The 16,525-nt window shown below is 71.9% G+C and carries 18 protein-coding genes; 10 read left to right on the top strand and 8 right to left on the bottom strand.

Annotated elements, in window-relative coordinates:
• Position 1: 1 nt before the first annotated feature.
• Positions 2–298, top strand: coding sequence for a DUF4235 domain-containing protein (locus tag RKD20_RS42120; protein WP_020117129.1), 297 nt, complete (start codon positions 2–4; stop codon positions 296–298).
• Between the two features lie 17 nt (positions 299–315).
• Here the strand turns inward: RKD20_RS42120 and RKD20_RS42115 are convergent, their stop codons facing one another.
• The gene (locus tag RKD20_RS42115; protein ID WP_020117128.1) at positions 316–708 is read right to left on the bottom strand and encodes a VOC family protein; all 393 of its coding nucleotides are present in this window, start codon (positions 706–708) and stop codon (positions 316–318) included.
• Between the two features lie 78 nt (positions 709–786).
• Positions 787–1,254: a pyridoxamine 5'-phosphate oxidase family protein gene (locus RKD20_RS42110; RefSeq protein WP_424882335.1), complete on the bottom strand. Its 468-nt coding sequence runs from the start codon at positions 1,252–1,254 to the stop codon at positions 787–789.
• 318 nt (positions 1,255–1,572) lie between these two features.
• On the opposite strand from RKD20_RS42110, the gene RKD20_RS42105 reads away from it, so the two are divergent.
• From RKD20_RS42105 to RKD20_RS42085, 5 genes are all read left to right on the top strand, one after another.
• A complete protein-coding gene (locus RKD20_RS42105) occupies positions 1,573–2,211 on the top strand; it encodes a hypothetical protein (protein ID WP_424882334.1) in 639 nt (212 codons plus the stop codon).
• A 38-nt stretch (positions 2,212–2,249) separates the two neighbouring features.
• Positions 2,250–2,651, top strand: coding sequence for an RDD family protein (locus RKD20_RS42100; RefSeq protein ID WP_424882333.1), 402 nt, complete (start codon positions 2,250–2,252; stop codon positions 2,649–2,651).
• A gap of 200 nt (positions 2,652–2,851) precedes the next feature.
• Positions 2,852–4,615 (top strand): SulP family inorganic anion transporter, encoded by a 1,764-nt coding sequence (locus tag RKD20_RS42095; protein WP_424882332.1) that lies wholly within the window; start codon positions 2,852–2,854, stop codon positions 4,613–4,615.
• Between the two features lie 88 nt (positions 4,616–4,703).
• Positions 4,704–5,066: a DUF1304 domain-containing protein gene (locus tag RKD20_RS42090; RefSeq protein ID WP_424882331.1), complete on the top strand. Its 363-nt coding sequence runs from the start codon at positions 4,704–4,706 to the stop codon at positions 5,064–5,066.
• Positions 5,063–5,626 carry a TetR/AcrR family transcriptional regulator gene (locus tag RKD20_RS42085; protein WP_424882330.1) on the top strand — a complete coding sequence of 188 codons (564 nt, stop codon included), beginning with the start codon at positions 5,063–5,065 and terminating at the stop codon, positions 5,624–5,626. The genes RKD20_RS42090 and RKD20_RS42085 overlap by 4 nt, the downstream gene beginning before the upstream one ends.
• Positions 5,627–5,633: 7 nt before the next feature.
• Here the strand turns inward: RKD20_RS42085 and RKD20_RS42080 are convergent, their stop codons facing one another.
• Positions 5,634–6,470, bottom strand: a complete 837-nt coding sequence (locus tag RKD20_RS42080) for a hypothetical protein (RefSeq protein ID WP_424882329.1) — start codon at positions 6,468–6,470, stop codon at positions 5,634–5,636.
• A gap of 61 nt (positions 6,471–6,531) precedes the next feature.
• Positions 6,532–7,491, bottom strand: a complete 960-nt coding sequence (locus RKD20_RS42075) for a GlxA family transcriptional regulator (RefSeq protein ID WP_424882328.1) — start codon at positions 7,489–7,491, stop codon at positions 6,532–6,534.
• A gap of 71 nt (positions 7,492–7,562) precedes the next feature.
• Between RKD20_RS42075 and RKD20_RS42070 the strand changes: the two genes are divergently transcribed.
• Positions 7,563–8,513, top strand: a complete 951-nt coding sequence (locus RKD20_RS42070) for an NADP-dependent oxidoreductase (RefSeq protein WP_424882327.1) — start codon at positions 7,563–7,565, stop codon at positions 8,511–8,513.
• A gap of 7 nt (positions 8,514–8,520) precedes the next feature.
• On the opposite strand, the gene RKD20_RS42065 is transcribed toward RKD20_RS42070, so the two are convergent.
• Entirely contained in the window at positions 8,521–9,627 is a 1,107-nt protein-coding gene (locus tag RKD20_RS42065; RefSeq protein WP_424882326.1) for an NAD(P)-dependent alcohol dehydrogenase, read from the bottom strand.
• A gap of 23 nt (positions 9,628–9,650) precedes the next feature.
• Positions 9,651–11,105, bottom strand: coding sequence for an aldehyde dehydrogenase family protein (locus tag RKD20_RS42060; protein WP_424882325.1), 1,455 nt, complete (start codon positions 11,103–11,105; stop codon positions 9,651–9,653).
• Between the two features lie 103 nt (positions 11,106–11,208).
• Between RKD20_RS42060 and RKD20_RS42055 the strand changes: the two genes are divergently transcribed.
• Both RKD20_RS42055 and RKD20_RS42050 read left to right on the top strand, forming a co-directional pair.
• A complete protein-coding gene (locus tag RKD20_RS42055; protein ID WP_007386573.1) occupies positions 11,209–11,646 on the top strand; it encodes a MarR family winged helix-turn-helix transcriptional regulator in 438 nt (145 codons plus the stop codon).
• Positions 11,647–11,770: 124 nt separating this feature from the next.
• Positions 11,771–12,217, top strand: coding sequence for an anti-sigma factor antagonist (locus tag RKD20_RS42050; protein ID WP_424882324.1), 447 nt, complete (start codon positions 11,771–11,773; stop codon positions 12,215–12,217).
• Between the two features lie 29 nt (positions 12,218–12,246).
• Here the strand turns inward: RKD20_RS42050 and RKD20_RS42045 are convergent, their stop codons facing one another.
• Entirely contained in the window at positions 12,247–13,200 is a 954-nt protein-coding gene (locus RKD20_RS42045; protein ID WP_020117115.1) for a ribose-phosphate diphosphokinase, read from the bottom strand.
• Between the two features lie 220 nt (positions 13,201–13,420).
• Here RKD20_RS42045 and otr(A) point away from each other — a divergent pair, with 220 nt between their 5' ends.
• A complete protein-coding gene (otr(A), locus tag RKD20_RS42040) occupies positions 13,421–15,265 on the top strand; it encodes a tetracycline resistance ribosomal protection protein Otr(A) (RefSeq protein WP_424882323.1) in 1,845 nt (614 codons plus the stop codon).
• Between the two features lie 6 nt (positions 15,266–15,271).
• Here otr(A) and RKD20_RS42035 read toward each other — a convergent pair whose 3' ends face one another.
• Positions 15,272–16,465 carry a cytochrome P450 gene (locus RKD20_RS42035; protein ID WP_424882322.1) on the bottom strand — a complete coding sequence of 398 codons (1,194 nt, stop codon included), beginning with the start codon at positions 16,463–16,465 and terminating at the stop codon, positions 15,272–15,274.
• Between the last annotated feature and the right edge of the window lie 60 nt (positions 16,466–16,525).

Raw genomic sequence — 16,525 nt, 5'->3', positions numbered from 1 at the left:
CGTGGCAAAGAAGAAGAAGCTGCCCCTCGCCTACAAGCCCCTCGGCTTCGTACTGGGCTGGACGAGCGGAACGCTGGCGGGACTGGCCTTCCAGAAGACCTGGAAGGCGATCCGGCACGAGGACGACGCGCCCGACGCCCTGGACCGTGACCGCGGCTGGGGAGAGATCCTGCTGGCCGCGGCGGTCCAGGGCGCCATTTTCGCCGTGGTCCGCAGCGCGGTGGACCGCGCGGGCGCCACAGCCATCGAACGCTCCACCGGAGTCTGGCCGACCGACGAGAAGGGCGGCCGCGACTGACTCAGCCCTGCACTGACTCAGCCCTGCTTGGGCGCGGTCGGGGTGACCAGGCGCAGCGTGAAGGAGTGTCCGGCGGGGTCGGCGTACCCGCGTTCCTCGAACGGCCCCGCCGCGTCCTTCGTCTCCAGTGGGCGTCCGCCGAGCTCCACCACCTTGCGCTCGACCTCGTCCAGGTCCTCCACCACGAAGTCGATGTGGGCCTGGAGGGAGTTCTCGGGGCGGGGCCAGCTCGGCGGTGTGGCGTTCACGTCACGGCGGAACGCGAGCCGGAAGCCGTCCGCTCCCCTGATCTCCACGCGGTTCGCGGTCGCGTCGGTCTCCTCGGCCGCCAGCAGCTCCTTGTAGAACACGGCGAGCTTCTCGGGCTCGGCACAATCGAGCACGACGACCCCCGCTTTCACCAGTGCCATGTCTCCTCCGAAGGGTCCGGCCACGGGGCGCCTGCGCCCCGCGGCCCTGTACCTTGCGGATATCCCGGCACGGCCGATTCAGTCGGCGACCAGCCACTGTCCGTCCCGCATGAGCACACGCCCCGTGAGTTCGTTCTCCTCCCGCCAGGCCTGGACGCGCCGTGGATGGACACGGAAGTACAGGTAGGGCGTGGTGAGTTGCCGGGGGTCGAACCCGGTCCGCTCGGCGAACCGGTCCCCCTCCTCCGCGGTCAGTTCGGCCTGGGTGATGGTGTCGACGGTCCCGTCGATCATCACGACGTCCCGGGTGGGCCCGAGGCCGAGCCGCACTCTGCCGGTCGATCTGAGGTTCCGTCCGGTGGGGCTGCCGGCAGGGGTGGCGAGGAGAAGGGCGGAGCCGTCCCAGAGGAACGAGAGCGGGACCAGATACGGCACACCCGAACCGTCGTCCGGGGCGGTGGCGACCCAGACGTCCTCGTCGTGCTCCAGTCGGTGCAGGGTGTCCTGCTTGCGCTGCTCGGCGGGGCGTGGCGGTTGCGGGGCCATCGGCGTGCGTCCTCCTGCTGGATCATCGGCTGACGGCATCAGTCTGGCCGTTCGGACCGGGTTCCACCTCCCTCTTTCGACCTGAGGCGTGCCGACGCGTCACGGCGGGCGTCCTGAGCGGCGGCTGCCGGCCCTCGGCGGCCGTCCAGCGGCGTACGACACGGCCGGGTGCCCCCGTCACCACGGCATGGCCGGGCACGGCACACCGGACTCTGCGCGCGGGGTGTGTGGAAGCTGTGTTCTTAGCCCCGACCGAGCGTGCGCGATTCACCCGCCACGGATGAGGCGAAGGCGCCGGAGCCGTGCTGCGATGGTGGGATGATCTGGCGCAGCTTGGTGGATCCCTTCGACGTCACCGGACGGCTGACGCGCTACGCACTGGGCACCGTCGGCCCGGTCGTCGACCGTCTCGTCCGCGCGGGGACGGCCGCCGTCGTGGACCGGCTCGACCTCGACGGCCTGGCCGCGCGTCTCGACGTCGACCGGATCGCCGACCGGATCGACGTGATGCGCGTCGTGCGGCGCGTCGACATCGACCTGATCGCGGACCGGGTCGACGTGGACCGCATCGCCGACCGCGTGGACGTGAGCCGGGTGACTGCCCGGGTGGATGCGGACGAGATCGCGGCCCGGCTGGACGTGGACCGGATCGCGGCGCGCATCGACGTCGACCGGATCGCGGCGCGCATCGACGTCGACCGGATCGCCGCCCGGCTGGACCTCGACGCCGTGATCGCCAGGATCGACCTGGTCTCGCTCACCCGGGCGGTGCTGGAGGAGATCGACCTGGGCCGGATCGTCCGGGACACCAGCGGCGGGATGGCCGAGGAGACGGTCGACGCGCTCCGGCTGCGCAGCATGCGGGCCGACCGGATGGTGAACCGCGTCACCGACCGGCTCCTGCACAGATCCGGCGTGGCCCCGGCACACTCCGACGGGCACGGGCAGCCACCGTGACGCAGGGGGACCGGGACTTTGGGGCCGACACCGCGGGAATGGTGTCGCGATGCCTCGCGGCGCTGGTCGACGTGATCGTGGTGGCCGCCATCGGGCTCGCCGTGCAGTTCGCGTACGGCGGTCTCCGGCTGCTCGTCGCCGGGCCCCCGTTCCGTATGCCGGACCCGTCCGCCTGGCTGACGGGTGTGCTCGGCTGGGCTGTCGCCGTGCTCTATCTGAGCGTGAGCTGGGCGTCGACCGGCGGCACCCTCGGCGACTGGCTGCTGGGCCTGCGGGTCACCGGCCGCGCCGGGCGGCTGCTGGGCGCCCCCCGAGCGCTGCTGCGGGCCGTGCTGTGTGTCGCCTTCCCCGTGGGCCTGCTCTGGATTCCCTTCAGCCGGCGCCACGCCTCGGTCCAGGACGTGGTCATGGCCAGTGCTGTGCGGTACCACCGGTTCTGACGAGAGGCCCGCACGGTGGCGTCCGGCGAGGGTCCTCGGCGCGGCGGCCGGCGCGAGGAGCAGGGCCGGTTCCCGTGGTCACCCTTACGAGGTGACGACCGGCTCGTGCGGGACGTGTAGGAGTCGGAGGAAGCATCGCACCGGCCATGACCGTGACCTGGGCTCGGGTGCTCGGCTGACACGTCCGAAGGAGGTCCGCCATGGCAGACACCGGAGGCCGTTACGTCCCGCCCGGGCTGCGCACGCTGTCGGCGTACCGGCGCGAGTGGCTGGTCAAGGACGTCGTCGCGGGCGTCGTCCTCACCACGCTGCTGGTCCCGCAGGGCATGGCCTACGCGGAACTGGCCGGGCTGCCCGCGATCACCGGGCTGTACACGTCGGTGCTCTGCCTTCTGGCGTACGCGGTCTTCGGGCCGTCGCGGATCCTGGTGCTCGGTCCCGACTCCTCGCTCGGCCCGATGATCGCGGCGACGATCCTGCCGCTGATCGCCTCCGACGGAGACAGCGGGCGGGCGGTGGCGCTCGCCTCGATGCTCTCCCTGATGGTCGGCGCCATCACGATCCTGGCCGGGGTGTGCCGCCTGGGCTTCATCGCCGACCTCATCTCCAAGCCCACCATGATCGGCTACATGAACGGGCTGGCGCTGACCATCCTGATCGGGCAGCTGCCGAAGCTGTTCGGCTTCAAGACGGATGCCGACGGGCTCGTCGCCGAGGTGCGCGCCTTCGTCCGGGGGCTGGCCGACGGCAAGGCGGTGGGGGCCTCGGTGGCGGTCGGGGTGGCGGGGATCGTCCTGATCCTGGTACTTCAGCGGTGGCTGCCCAAGGTGCCCGCGGTCCTGGTCATGGTGGTGCTCGCGATCGCCGCAACCTCGGCCTTCGACCTGGGTCGGCACGGGGTCAGCCTGGTCGGCGAACTCCCTCGGGGATTCCCGCCGTTGAGCCTGCCCCACGTGCACTGGGGCGACTTCGGGCCGCTGTGCGCCGGAGCGCTCGGCATCGCCCTGGTGTCCCTCGCCGACACCATCTCCAACGCCTCCGCGTTCGCCGCACGCACCGGCCAGGAGGTACGCGGCAACGAGGAGATGACGGCGATCGGAGCGGCCAACGTGGCGGCCGGGCTGTTCCAGGGGTTCCCCGTGAGCACCAGCGGCTCACGGACGGCGGTGGCCGAACGGGCGGGCGCCAAGAGCCAGTTGACGGGAATCGTCGGCGCGGGCCTGATCGTGCTGATGCTCGTTCTGCTGCCCGGGCTCTTCCGCAACCTGCCACAGCCGGCCCTCGCGGCCGTCGTCATCACGGCCTCGCTCTCTCTGGCCGACATCGCAGGCACGGGACGCCTGTGGCACCAGCGCAAGGCGGAGTTCCTGCTGTCGATCACGGCCTTCCTCGGGGTGGCGCTGCTCGGCGTGCTGCCGGGCATCGCGGTCGCCGTCGGCCTGTCGATCCTGAACGTCTTCAGGCGGGCCTGGTGGCCGTACAACACCGTGCTGGGCCGGGTGCCGGGACTGCCCGGTTATCACGACGTCCGCTCCTACCCCGAGGCCGAGCAGCTGCCGGGCCTGGTGATCCACCGCTTCGACGGGCCCCTGTTCTTCGCCAACGCCAAGGCCTTCCGCAACCACATCATGCGGCTGACCCGCTGCGAGCCGCCGCCGGTGTGGGTGCTGCTGGCGGCCGAGCCGATGACGGACGTGGACACCACGGCGGCCGACGAGCTCGAGGAGCTCGACGAGGCACTGAACGAGCGAGGGATGAGCCTGGTGTTCGCCGAACTGAAGGATCCGGTGCGGCGCAAGATCGAGCGCTATGAACTGACCCGCACCATCGATCCGGCCCACTTCTACCCGACGCTGGAGGCCGCGGTCGCCGCATACCGCGCGCAGACCGGCGCTCGGTGGACACCGGCCGCGGACGGGCGGTCCCCGGCGGAGACCGCTCTGGAGAAACCGCCGAGCGGCTAGGGCGTCTCGGAGGGCGGTCGGCCCCAGTGGACTTCCTGGACAGGTGTCCCGCTATAGTGGACACACGTCCACGAAGTGAGGGAAGCTGATGGAGATACTGGCGAATGTGCTGGTCGGCCTGGTGGCGGCGCTGCACGTGTACATCCTGGTGATGGAGATGTTCCTGTGGCAGAAGAAGCCGGGGATGTCCTTCCACGGATTCGACCGGGAGATGGCCAGGGCCACCGCCCCGATGGCCGCCAATCAGGGGCTGTACAACGGCTTCCTCGCGGCCGGGCTGGTGTGGGGGCTCGTCGCCGGGGACCCGACCGGGTTCCGGGCTCAGGTGTTCTTCCTGGTGTGCGTGATCGTCGCCGGTGTGTACGGCGCCGTGACCGCCAACGTCCGGATCCTCGCCGCTCAGGCCCTGCCGGGTGCGCTCGCCCTGGCCGCCGTCCTCGTAGCGCAGTGAACCGCCCCGCACCCGAGGACCCGCGGGCGGCCCGCACCCGGGCGCGGCTGCGGGAGGCCCTGCTCGCGGAGTGCGCCGAGCGGCCGCTGGAGGAGGTCGGCGTGGCCGCCCTGGTGCGGCGGGCCGGGGTCGGCCGGGCCACCTTCTACGTGCACTACGACGGCCTGGAGGCGCTCGCGGTCGACGCCTGCGCGGACGTCGTACGGGACGCCGTGGAGGCGCTGCACGCCTGGCGCGGGCGGCCCGACCCGGTGCACGCGCCGCCCGCGCTCGCGGAGTTCTTCGCCTCGCTCACCCCGCACGCCGCCCTGTACCGGTCCCTGCTCGCCCCGGGCGGCGGTGGACCCTTGGGCAGGGTGCTGCACCGGGATCTGCGGGCCTACAGTCTGCGGGAGCGGGAACTCGCGGGTGCCGCCGACGCCCCCCTGATCGCCTCCGCGGTCGCGGCCACCTTCGCCGGCGTCCTCGCCGACTGGCTGCACGACCTGCTCGACGCCTCCGCGGCCGACATCTCCGACCAGGTCTGGCAGTTGCTGGTCGCCCTGCACGCCAGCCGGTGAACTCGCCTTACATGCAGGCCACTCGCTCCTTGATCAGGGGCCAGGCGTCCACACCGTCGGGGGTGCGGACGTACGCCGTGCGGTGGTCGTCCGTCAGCCACAACTCCTGGTCCCCATACCGGTATCCGGTGTCGCGGGCGTCCGCCGGCAGGGTGGCCGAGCCGTCGTAGGGCGCGGTGAGCAGGCCGGGTTCGAGCAGGCCCTCCGGGTCACGGGCGTACCTGCGCCCGCCGAGGTCGAGGAAGTGCACCTGCCGCCAACCACAGTGGTCGTCCCCCGCGCCGCTGCTCACCTCGGTGGTCGGCACCCGCCGGCCCGCACGGTCGGTCCAGATCTCGTAGCCGTGGGAGGCGGTCCACGCGGCCGGGAGCTCGGACGGGTCGCAGGACGCGCTGGTCTCCGGGCCCCAACCGGGCCTGCCCTGCTGGTCCTTGGCGACCACGACCGCCACCTTGGTCCGGCCGCCCACGTCGTAGGAGTACAGCACGCGGTCCGCCTCCCGGCGCTCCACGCGGTAGCCGGAGCGGGGCTCGCCCGGGTCGAACAGGTCGAAGTACAGCTCCAGTCCCTCCTGCGGACTGCTCCCGCCGTCGTCCCTGCTCCACCCGTCGGGGCCGTTGCCGTTGGCGATCTCCCCGGCGCACTCCAGGGCCCGTCCGGCGGCCCCCGAGGCGAGCCGCAGCGCCTGCGGAGTGTGCTCGTCCAGTTCCTTCGTGGGGACGTCCATCGGCCCGTCGTAGACAGTGACCGGTGCCGTGCCCTCGACCACCAGGCCCTCTCCCGACTCGCAGCCCACCACCGTCATGGCAACCGCCGCCAGCACCACCCACGGCCCTCTGCGCATTCCCGCCCCCTGTACACCGTCCGGCTTCGTGATCCTTCGACGCCCCGGAGGCCGGGAACGTTCAGCGCGCCGCCGTCTGGAACGTGCGGCGGTACACCTGAGGTGACACCCCGATCGCCGCGTGCAGGTGCTGGCGCAGGGACGCGCCGGTGGCGAAGCCGACGCGGCCGGCGATCTGGTCGACCGACAGATCGCTGGACTCCAGGAGGTGCCGGGCCCGGGCCACGCGCTGCTGGATCAGCCAGCGGCCGGGACTGAGGCCGACCTCCTCGTTGAAGCGGCGGGCGAAGGTGCGCAGGCTCATCCGGGCGTGCGCGGCCAGGTCGCCGAGGGTCAGGGGCTCGTCGAGGCGCCCCAGCGCCCAGGCGCGGGTGCCGGCCGTGCTCGCGGCGCCCTGCTCCGGGACGGGCTGCTCGATGTACTGGGCCTGGCCGCCGTCCCGGAACGGCGGGACCACACAGCGGCGGGCGACCTTGTTGGCGAGTTCGCTGCCGTGGTCCTTGCGGACGAGGTGCAGGCAGATGTCCACGCCGGAGGCGGCTCCGGCCGAGGTGAGGATGCGGCCGTCGTCCACGAAGAGCACATCGGGGTCGAGGTCGACGTGCGGGTACATGATCCGGAACATGTCCGCGAGCTGCCAGTGGGTGGTCGCCCGGCGGCCTTCCAGGAGACCGGCGGCGGCGAGGACGAAGGCGCCGGTGCAGATGGAGACGATCCGGGCGTCGGGGCGGATGTGGGCGAGGGCCCGGCGCACCTCCTCCGGGAGCTCGGCGGGCATCCGCTCCGCCGAGACGGGGGTGATCACCACGGTGTCGGCCGTGGCGATGATCTCGGGCCCGTGTTCGACGCCGATCGTGAAGTCGGCGTTGCTGCGCACCGGTCGGCCGTCCACGCTGCAGGTCACCACCTCGTACCGGCCGTCGGCGGCGCCGAGGATCCGGCTGGGGATGCCCAGCTCGAAGGGGTACACGCCGTCCAGGGCCAGCACCACGACCCGCTCGGTCCGCTCCACATGTCGCATGGCACGATCCTATCGAAGCTTGGCAATCGTGCCATTTCCCGGACGGGCGCGGCCGGGCAGGCTGGACGACCATGAGCACTGTGAACACCATGCGAGCCATCAGCCAGGACACCCTCGGCGGTCCCGAGGTCCTCAAGGAGATCGAGGTCGAACGCCCCGCGCCGCACCCGAACCAGGTACTGGTCCGGGTGCGGGCGGCCGGACTGAACCCGACCGACTGGAAGCATCGCGCCACCGGCGGCTTCCTCGGCGAGCCGCCGTTCGTCCTCGGCTGGGACGTCTCCGGCGTGGTCGAGGCGGTCGGCATCGGCGTCGCCACCTTCAAGCCGGGCGACGAGGTGTTCGGCATGCTGCCGTACCCGTGGGGCCACGGCTCGCACGCCGAGTACGTGATCGCGCCGGTGCGGGCCCTCACGCACAAGCCGGCCTCGATCGACCACGTCCAGGCGGGCGCACTGCCCCTCGTGTCGCTGACCGCGTGGCAGGCGCTGGTCGAGAACGCGGAACTCCGGCCGGGACAGCGGGTGTTGATCCACGCGGCGGCCGGCGGGGTGGGTCATGTGGCCGTGCAGATCGCCAAGGCCCGGGGCGCGTACGTGATCGGCACCGCGAGCGCGGGCAAGCACGACTTCCTGCGCGAACTGGGCGCGGACGAGGTGATCGACTACCGGGAGACGGACTTCACCGAGGCGGTGAAGGACGTCGACGTGGTGCTGGACACGCTCGGCGGCGACACGTCCGTGGACTCGCTGCGGGTGCTGCGGCCGGGCGGGATCGTGGTGTCGATCCTGCCGGTCGGCTCGGACGAGTTCGGCACGGAGGCCGAGCGGCTCGGGGTGCGGGCCGTACGCATGCTCGTGGACGCCGACCGGGCCGGAATGCAGGCGATCGCCGAACTGGTCGAGAAGGGCGAGCTGCGGCCGACGATCGCGGGGACGTTCCCGCTGGCCGATGCCGCTAAGGCGCATGCGCTGGGCGACACCGGCCGGACGACGGGAAAGCTGGTCCTCGTGACGGACTGACCCGGGCTCAGAACGTCAGCACGGGTTTGATCGCCTTGCCCGCGCCCATGTCCCGTACCGCCTGGTCGATGTCCGCGAACGGATAGGTGCTGATCAGGCGGTGCAGCGGGAGCCGCCCCTCCTTCACCAGACGGACCAGGGCGGGGATGAAGCTCTGCGTCTCGGCGTCACCGAGGGTGAGTCCGACCACCCGCTTGCCGCCGAGCAGCCCGTTGACGTCGAGGGAGACCTCGGTGCCGAACGGCGGGGCGCCGACGACGACCAGGGTGCCGCGCGCGCCGAGCGCGTCGACGCCCTGGCGCAGGACGGCCACGTTGCCGGTGGTCTCCACGATGCCGTCCGCGCCCTGGCCGCCGGTGATCGCGGCGAGCGCCTCGCCGAGGTCCTCCGCGGCCGCGTCGACGGTGTGGGTGGCGCCCAATTCCTTTGCCAGGGTGAGGCGTTCGCCGACACGGTCGACGGCGACGATCGTCGTGGCCGGGGTGAGGGCGGCCGCCATCACCGCCGACAGGCCGACCGCTCCGGCGCCGAGCACGACGATGGTGGAACCGGTGACCGGCTTCAGTACGTTCCAGACGGCACCGACTCCGGTCTGCACTCCGCAGCCGAGCGGGGCGATGGACTCCAGCGGCACGTCCGGATCGACCTTGACGAGGCTGCGCTCGTCGACCAGCGCGCGCTCGGCGAAGGAGGACTGGCCGAAGAAGTGCCCGCCGAGAGGTTCGCCGTCCCGGCTGATGGTGCTGGTGCCGTCGGCCCGGCGGCCGCCGAGGAGGTTCAGCGGCAGCCAGCCGGCGCAGTAGGCGGGGTGACCGCCGTCGCAGTTGCGGCAGTCGCCGCAGGACGTGAACGACAGCACGACATGGTCGCCGGGAGCAATGCCGGTGACGGCCGGGCCGACGGCCTCGACGACTCCCGCGCCCTCGTGCCCCAGGACTCCGGGCAGCGGGAAGGGCAGCCCGCCGCTCGCCACGCCGAGGTCGGTGTGACACAGGCCGGTCGCGACCATCCGGACGAGGGCCTCACGGGGTCCGGGCTCGTCGAGGGTGACGTCGGAGAGGGTGAAGGGTGCGCCGCCGGACTCGACCACTGCGGCACGGGTGGTGATGGACATCGTACGAACTCCTCTGCGAGCGCTCAGTCGAGCGAGACGACGACGGACTTGACCTTGGTGTAGGCGTCGAGCGCCTCGGGGCCGTACTCGCGGCCGTAGCCGGAGTCCTTGACCCCGCCGAAGGGCACCGCGGGGTCGAGCATCGCCCAGTCGTTGACCCAGACGATGCCCGCCTGGAGGCGGTCGGCGACCCGGTGCGCGCGGGCGAGGTTGGTGGTCTGGACGCCCGAAGCCAGGCCGTAGGGCGTGGAGTTGGCGAGCGCGACGGCCTCGTCCTCGGTGTCGAAGGGCTGCACGGTCAGGACCGGACCGAAGATCTCCTCCTGCACGACCCGGGAGTCGTTGGAGAGGTCGGCGATCACCGTGGGCCGGTAGTAGAAGCCGCCGTCGAGGTCGAGGCGTTCACCGCCGCAGACGATCCGGCCGCCCTCCTTGCGCGCCAGGTCGACGTACTCCTCGACCTTCTTCAGGTGCTTCTCCCCCGCCATCGGACCGACGACGGTCCCGGGGTCGCGCGGGTCGCCGACCGGTACGCCGGGCACGGCCTCGGCGAGGATGCCGAGCAGGGTGCTGTGGACCGAGCGGGCCACGAGCAGGCGCGGGCCGCCCATGCAGAACTGGCCGGTGTTGAAGACGAACGCCTTGATGATCGCCCCGACCGCCTTCTCCAGGTCGGCGTCCTCGAAGACGATGTTGGCCGCGTTGCCACCGAGCTCCATGGTGACGGGCTTGAGGGCCTCGCCCGCGGTGGCCGCCACGTGCCGGCCGACCGCGGTGGAGCCGGTGAAGGCCACCTTGTCGACCCCGCGGTGGCGCAGCAGGGCCTCGCCGGCCACCGGTCCGGTGCCGGTGACCACGTTGACGACCCCGTCCGGGACGCCGGCCCGCTGGAGCAGTGCGGCCAGGTAGAGGGCGCTGAGCGGCGTCTCGTCGGCCGGCTTGTGCACGACCGTGTTGCCGGCGGCGAGCGCGGGGCCGATCTTGGAACCGGCGAGGATCAGCGGGAAGTTGAACGGGGTGATCGCGGCGACCACGCCGAGCGGCTCGCGCTTGGTGTAGGCGAGGGCGTTCATGGGCGTGTTGCGGACGGCGCCGTCCAGGGAGTGGGCGAGGGCCGCGAAGTGCTCGTAGTCGTTGGCCGCGTTGGTCACGTCCACGGCGTGGCACAGCGAGATCGGCTTGCCGACGTCCAGGCTCTCCAGCTGGGCGAGTTCGTCGGCGTTCTCCCGGATCAGCTCGGCGACCCGGTGCAGGATCCGGCCCCGCTCGCGGCCGCTGAGGCCTGACCAGGCGCCGCCGTCGAAGGCCTCCCGTGCGGCGCGGACGGCCGCGTCCACGTCGGTGGCGCCGGCCTCCGCGACGGTGGTGACGACCGCACCCCGGGACGGGTCGACCACCTCGGTGCGCGCTCCGTCGGCGGCCTCGCGCCACTGGCCGCCCACAAACAGCCGTCCGGGTTCGATCTCGATGGAGGACATCGCCGCTCCTCAGCTTCGTCGCCAAGATTTCAACAAACAGGATTCCTGTCGGTTCGCAGTCTCTTTACAGACAGGTTTCCTGTCAATGGTCTAGCCTGAACCCATGCTCGACACACAGGTGACCAAGGCGCCCCCGTCGCTCCTCTACATGGTGAAACAGGTGGAGCTAGTCGTCCGTTCCCATCTGGACGAGCTGGTCAGGCCGTCAGGGATCACCGCTCTGCAGTACACGGCCCTCACCGTCCTCGAGCGGCACGACGGGCTGTCGGCGGCGCAGCTGGCGCGGGACTCCTTCGTCACCGCCCAGTCGATCGCCGACCTCGTGCGCTCCCTGGAGACCCGCGGGCTGGTGCGCCGGGAGCGCAATCCGAGGAACCGCCGGGAACTGCTGATCCTGCTGACCGAGGAGGGGCGCGCACTGCTCGCCCAGCACGCGGGCCCCGTGCGGGAGCTGGAGGAACGGATGGTGCGGGACCTCACCGCGCACCAGACCGAGCAGTTCCGTCAAGCGCTGACCAGGGCCTGGCACGCCCTGTCGTGAGCCGGGCGCGAGCCCCGCGTGAACCCAGCGCGAACCGACGGTCGCAATTCGAAGACATATGTCAATCGAACATGCTCAAATTCACTCCATCGAGGGTAACTTGCAGAGCGGGGAACGGATTTGCATGCCCCCGGGGCACGGTGACCTGCACCCCGTGCCGCCTGTGCAGTCGGTTGGAGGCGATGTCGTCGTGCAGCAGGAACCTGCGCCGCTGTCCCGGCATCTGCGCATCCACGAGGAGCGCGGTCACACCGTGCTGCAGTTCCACGGGGAGATCGACATCGCCGCTGCCGTCGAGCTCCTGCCCGTCCTGGACCGGGTCACGGGGCATCCCGACGCGCGGCTGGTGATCGACCTCAGTGCCGTGGAGTTCTTCGACTGCTCCGGGCTGCGGCTGCTGTACCGGGCCCGCTCGCGGGTGCTCGCCAACAACGGACGGCTGCTCCTGGTCTGCACCCACCCGCTCACCCTGCGGATCATCCGGGCGACCGGCCTTTCCCGGCTGCTGCCTCCGCTGCCGTCGCTGGACGCGGCCCTCAGTCGGCCCGAGGCCACGTCCGAGACGTTATGACCGTCCACCGCTTCGCACTTCTCGCCGGGCTACTCGTTCCGCGGCGCGTCGAACAGGGCGCTGACGGACTCGCCGTTGTGAATGCGGCGTACGGCCTCTGCGAGCGCGGGCGCGATGGACAGGATCCGCAGCTTGTCGGTGCGTTCCTCGACCGGGACCGGCACGGTGTTGGTGCACACGATCTCCAGGACGTCGGGCTGCTCGCCGATCCTCTTGAGGGCACCGTCGGCGAACAGCCCGTGCGTACAGGCGACCCGGATGGAACGCGGGCCCAACTCCCTTAGACGATCCAGCAGTTCCAGGACCGTGCTGCCCTTGGCGATCTCGTCGTCCAGCACGATGACGTCCCGGCCTGCGACCTCGCCGATGACGTCGCTGATGCTGACCCGGTCGTCGGCGAAGCGCTGCTTGGCGCCCGCGGCCACCTGGGCGCCGATCAGCCGGGCGAAGGCGGCCGCCTCCTTGGCGTTGCCGAGGTCCGGGGAGACGACGGTGGTGCGCGAGAGGTCGTACTGCCGGAAGTGCGCGGCCAGCTCGCGCAGGGCGTGCAGGTGGTCGACGGGCACCGAGAAGAAGCCGTGCACCTGCGGGGAGTGCAGGGTCATGGCGAGGACGCGGCCGGCTCCGGCCGACACCATCAGGTCGGCGACGAGCCGCCCGCCGAGGGAGATACGGGGCTCGTCCTTCTTGTCGGAGCGGGCGTAGGAGTAGTGCGGCATGACGACGGTGATCCGGCGCGCGGAGGCCCCGCGGGCCGCGTCGCACATCAGCAGCAGCTCCACCAGGTGCTCCTGCACGGGCCTGACCAGCGGCTGAACGAGGAAGACGTCCCGCTCCCGGCAATTGGCCTGGAGCTGTACCTCCAGGCAGTCGTTGGCGAACCGGCTGACCCGGGTGGGGCTGAGCGGCACACCGAGATGCGCGCAGACCTCCGCCGCCAGCTCGGGGTGGGCGCTACCGCTGAACACGGCGATGTCTCGCACGGACCTGCTCCTAGGATGATCATCTCGGGTTGCCCGGCTCATGCTACTGGCCCGCCCGCCGGCCGCCCGGCGGCAGAAATTCGGTTGCGGTGGCCGGGCCTGCGGACGCCATCATGGCCAACGTCCGTGTTCCCTCCCGTCAGGATCCCTCGCATGCGCCGACTCCTCGAATCGACCCAGCGCCCCCTTCGGCCCACGGTTCTCGAGGACTCGACCCCGTATGCACCCCCTGAACATCGGAATTCTGGCCCACGTCGACGCCGGTAAGACCAGTCTCACCGAGCGGCTCCTGTTCGACCACGGCGCGATCGACCGGCTCGGCAGCGTCGACACCGGCGACACCCGCACCGACGACGGCGCGATCGAGCGGCAGCGCGGCATCACCATCCGCTCCGCGGTCGCGTCGTTCACCGTGGGTGACACCCGGATCAACCTCATCGACACCCCCGGCCACTCGGACTTCGTCGCCGAGGTCGAGCGCGCCCTGGAGGTCCTCGACGGGGCGGTGCTGCTGCTGTCCGCCGTGGAGGGCGTCCAGGCGCAGACCCGTGTGCTGATGCGGACCCTGCGCAGGCTGCGGCTGCCCACGCTGATCTTCGTCAACAAGATCGACCGGGCAGGTGCCCGGGACGAGGGCCTGCTCGCCGACGTCCGGCGCAGGCTGACGCCGTACGTCGCCCCGCTCACGGAGGTCACGGGCATCGGCACGACCGGCGCCGGGGTGACCGCCCTGCCCGAGGACGGCCGCCTGGCCGACGCGCTGGCCGAGGTCGACCAGGACATCCTGGCCGCGCTGGTGGACGGCCCCGAGCCCACCCGGGACGACCTGCGCACGAGCCTCGCCGCCCGCACCGCCGACGGCTCCTTCCACCCGGTGTTCTTCGGCTCCGCTCTCGGCGGCCAGGGTGTGAGCCACCTGGTGGAGGGCGTGACCCGGCTGATCCCGGCCGGGACCGCGACACCGGAGGGCGAACCACGCGGCACGGTGTTCGCCGTACGCCCCGGACCCGGCGGGGAGCGCACCGCGTATCTGCGGCTGTACGGCGGTCAGGTGACGGAACGTCAGCGGCTGACGTTCCTGCGCCGCGAGGCCGACGGCGAGACGAGCCGGGTCCGCGGGCGGGTGACCCGCCTCAGCCAACCGCTCACCGCCGGCACCATCGCGGCACTCACCTTCTCCCCCGGCCTCCGCGTGGGCGACCGCCTCGGCGAACTGGCGGACCGCGCACCGCAGTTCTCGCCCCCGACCCTGCAGACCCTGGTCACCGCCCGCCACCCCGAGCAGGCGGCCCGGCTGCGCTCGGCCCTGCTGACCCTCGCCGACCAGGACCCCCTGATCCACGCGCGCCCCGCACCGGGAGGCGGCACCTCGCTGCTCCTCTACGGCGAGGTCCAGATGGAGGTGCTCGCGGCCACCCTCGCCCAGGACTTCGGTGTCGAGGCGGACTTCGAGCCCGGCCGGGTGCGGTACCTGGAGCGTCCGCGCGGTACGGGGGAAGCGCGCGAGGAGAACCCCTGGCATCTCGGGGCCCGTTACTGGGCGACGATCGGACTGCGGGTCGAGCCGGGCGAGCGGGGCTCCGGCGGGGTCTTCGGGTACGAGACCGAACTCGGCGCGCTCCCCCGGGCGTTCCACCAGGCCGTCGAGGAGACGGTCCACGCGAGCATGCGGACCGGGCTGACGGGTGCGACCGTGACGGACTACCGGGTCGCCCTCGTCCGCTCCGGTTTCGTGGGCCCGCTCAGTACCGCCGCCGACTTCCGCGGGCTCACGCCGATCGTGCTGCGTCGGGCCCTGGAGCGGGCCGGGACGCGGCTGTTCGAGCCGTGCCACGCGTTCGAGGCGGAGATCCCCCTCGATGCGCTGGCCCCGGTGACCTCGCAACTGGCTGCAGCGGGTGCGGAGTTCAAGGGCACGACCGCATCCACCACCGCATGGCTGATCACCGGGGAACTCCCGGCCCGGCGGGTACGCGAGGTCGAACTGCGCCTGCCCGGGCTCACGCACGGTGAAGGGGTGTGGTGGTCCAGGCCCTCGGGCGACCGGGAACTCACGCCCCACTAGGAGTGCTCACCAGGACACCGGCAGCCGGCGCGGCCCCCGGGTCATCTGTCCCGCCCGCCACGCGATCGTCTCCGGGGTGAACTCGGCCCGCAGGCCCGGGAACCGGACCGCCAGCCGGTGCAGGGCCAGGCCCAGCTCCAGGCGGGCCAGCCACGCGCCCAGGCAGTGGTGGGGGCCGGCGCCGAAGACCACGCTCGGTGTCGTCAACGGGGCGAACAGGTCGGTCTCCTCGGGCCGCGGAAAGACGTCCGGGTCCCTGTTCGCCGCGTTGGTCTGGACGGCGACCACCGCCCCGGCCGGAATCGTCACCCCGCCCACCTCGACCTCCTCGACGGCCCGGCGGATCAGGCCGGGCAGCACCCTGCCCTCGCTCAGCGGGATCGTCCGCAGGAGCTGTTCGACGGCGGTCTCGGCGGCCTCCTGGCTCTCGGCGAGCCCGGGCCAGGCATCCCGGCCGTCGGTGAGGAGGTGGACGACGATGTTGCCGAGGGCCGTCATCGTCGTCTCGTGGCCGGCGACGACGAGGCCGAGGACCAGGACGGCCAGTCGGGGCTCCTCGATCCCGAGGCCGTCGCCCGCGACGACCAGGGCGCTCACCAGGTCGTCGCCCGGCTCCTTGCGCCGCTCGGCGATCAGTTCCGCGCAGAACAGGCCGAACTCCCGCATGGCCGCACCCACTTCCTCGGCGGTGTGCGCGCCGCCGGACAGGGCGTGGTCGGCCCAGTCGCGGATGCGCTCCCAGTCGGCGTGTTCCAGCCCCATCAGCCGGGAGATCACGGAGACCGGCAGGCGGCGGGTGAACGCCTCGACGATGTCGGCGGGCTGCGGCTGCCGGGCCAGGTCGTCGAGGAGGGTCTCCACCACGGAGGCGGTCCAGGGCCGCCAGCGGGCGATCGCGCGCGGGGTGAAGGCCCGCTGGACCGTGCCCCGCAGCAGTTGATGGGGCGGTCCGTCCTGGTTGAGGAGGCCGTCCGGGGAGTCCAGCAGGTTCGGCACGAGGAGCAGCGGCGGGGCGTCCTCGTCCCGGAGCGACTTCCGGTCGAAGCGGGGGTCCATGAGCACCTGGCGCACGTCGGCGTAGCGGGTGACGAGCCAGACCGGAGTGCCGGTGGCCAGGGTGGTGAGCCGGGGTGGGCCGTTCTCGGGCAGGGGGATGCGGTGCATGGGACGAAGGGTCCGGGCTGTGCTGTCTGTGCTCATCCGGGTCTCCAGACGCGCCGGTACGCAGAGTTCCCCACGGTAGTGCGCCCCCCTGTGTCC

Source organism: Streptomyces sp. SLBN-8D4 (assembly GCF_049739545.1).
GTDB classification, from domain to species: Bacteria; Actinomycetota; Actinomycetes; order Streptomycetales; family Streptomycetaceae; genus Streptomyces; species Streptomyces canus_C.
Note: the sequence above shows the minus strand (reverse complement) of the source record. Positions and strands in the feature narration are given on the sequence as shown.

Coding starts and splice junctions, on each gene's coding strand:
- RKD20_RS42100 (WP_424882333.1), top strand. CDS start 2,250: ATGGTGTCGCGATGCCTCGCGGCGCTGGTCGACGTGATCGTGGTGGCC.
- RKD20_RS42090 (WP_424882331.1), top strand. CDS start 4,704: ATGGAGATACTGGCGAATGTGCTGGTCGGCCTGGTGGCGGCGCTGCAC.
- RKD20_RS42055 (WP_007386573.1), top strand. CDS start 11,209: ATGCTCGACACACAGGTGACCAAGGCGCCCCCGTCGCTCCTCTACATG.
- RKD20_RS42050 (WP_424882324.1), top strand. CDS start 11,771: ATGCCCCCGGGGCACGGTGACCTGCACCCCGTGCCGCCTGTGCAGTCG.
- RKD20_RS42080 (WP_424882329.1), bottom strand. CDS start 6,470: ATGCGCAGAGGGCCGTGGGTGGTGCTGGCGGCGGTTGCCATGACGGTG.
- RKD20_RS42070 (WP_424882327.1), top strand. CDS start 7,563: ATGAGCACTGTGAACACCATGCGAGCCATCAGCCAGGACACCCTCGGC.
- RKD20_RS42095 (WP_424882332.1), top strand. CDS start 2,852: ATGGCAGACACCGGAGGCCGTTACGTCCCGCCCGGGCTGCGCACGCTG.
- RKD20_RS42115 (WP_020117128.1), bottom strand. CDS start 708: ATGGCACTGGTGAAAGCGGGGGTCGTCGTGCTCGATTGTGCCGAGCCC.
- RKD20_RS42105 (WP_424882334.1), top strand. CDS start 1,573: ATGATCTGGCGCAGCTTGGTGGATCCCTTCGACGTCACCGGACGGCTG.
- RKD20_RS42060 (WP_424882325.1), bottom strand. CDS start 11,105: ATGTCCTCCATCGAGATCGAACCCGGACGGCTGTTTGTGGGCGGCCAG.
- RKD20_RS42110 (WP_424882335.1), bottom strand. CDS start 1,254: ATGGCCCCGCAACCGCCACGCCCCGCCGAGCAGCGCAAGCAGGACACC.
- RKD20_RS42075 (WP_424882328.1), bottom strand. CDS start 7,491: ATGCGACATGTGGAGCGGACCGAGCGGGTCGTGGTGCTGGCCCTGGAC.
- RKD20_RS42065 (WP_424882326.1), bottom strand. CDS start 9,627: ATGTCCATCACCACCCGTGCCGCAGTGGTCGAGTCCGGCGGCGCACCC.
- RKD20_RS42035 (WP_424882322.1), bottom strand. CDS start 16,465: ATGAGCACAGACAGCACAGCCCGGACCCTTCGTCCCATGCACCGCATC.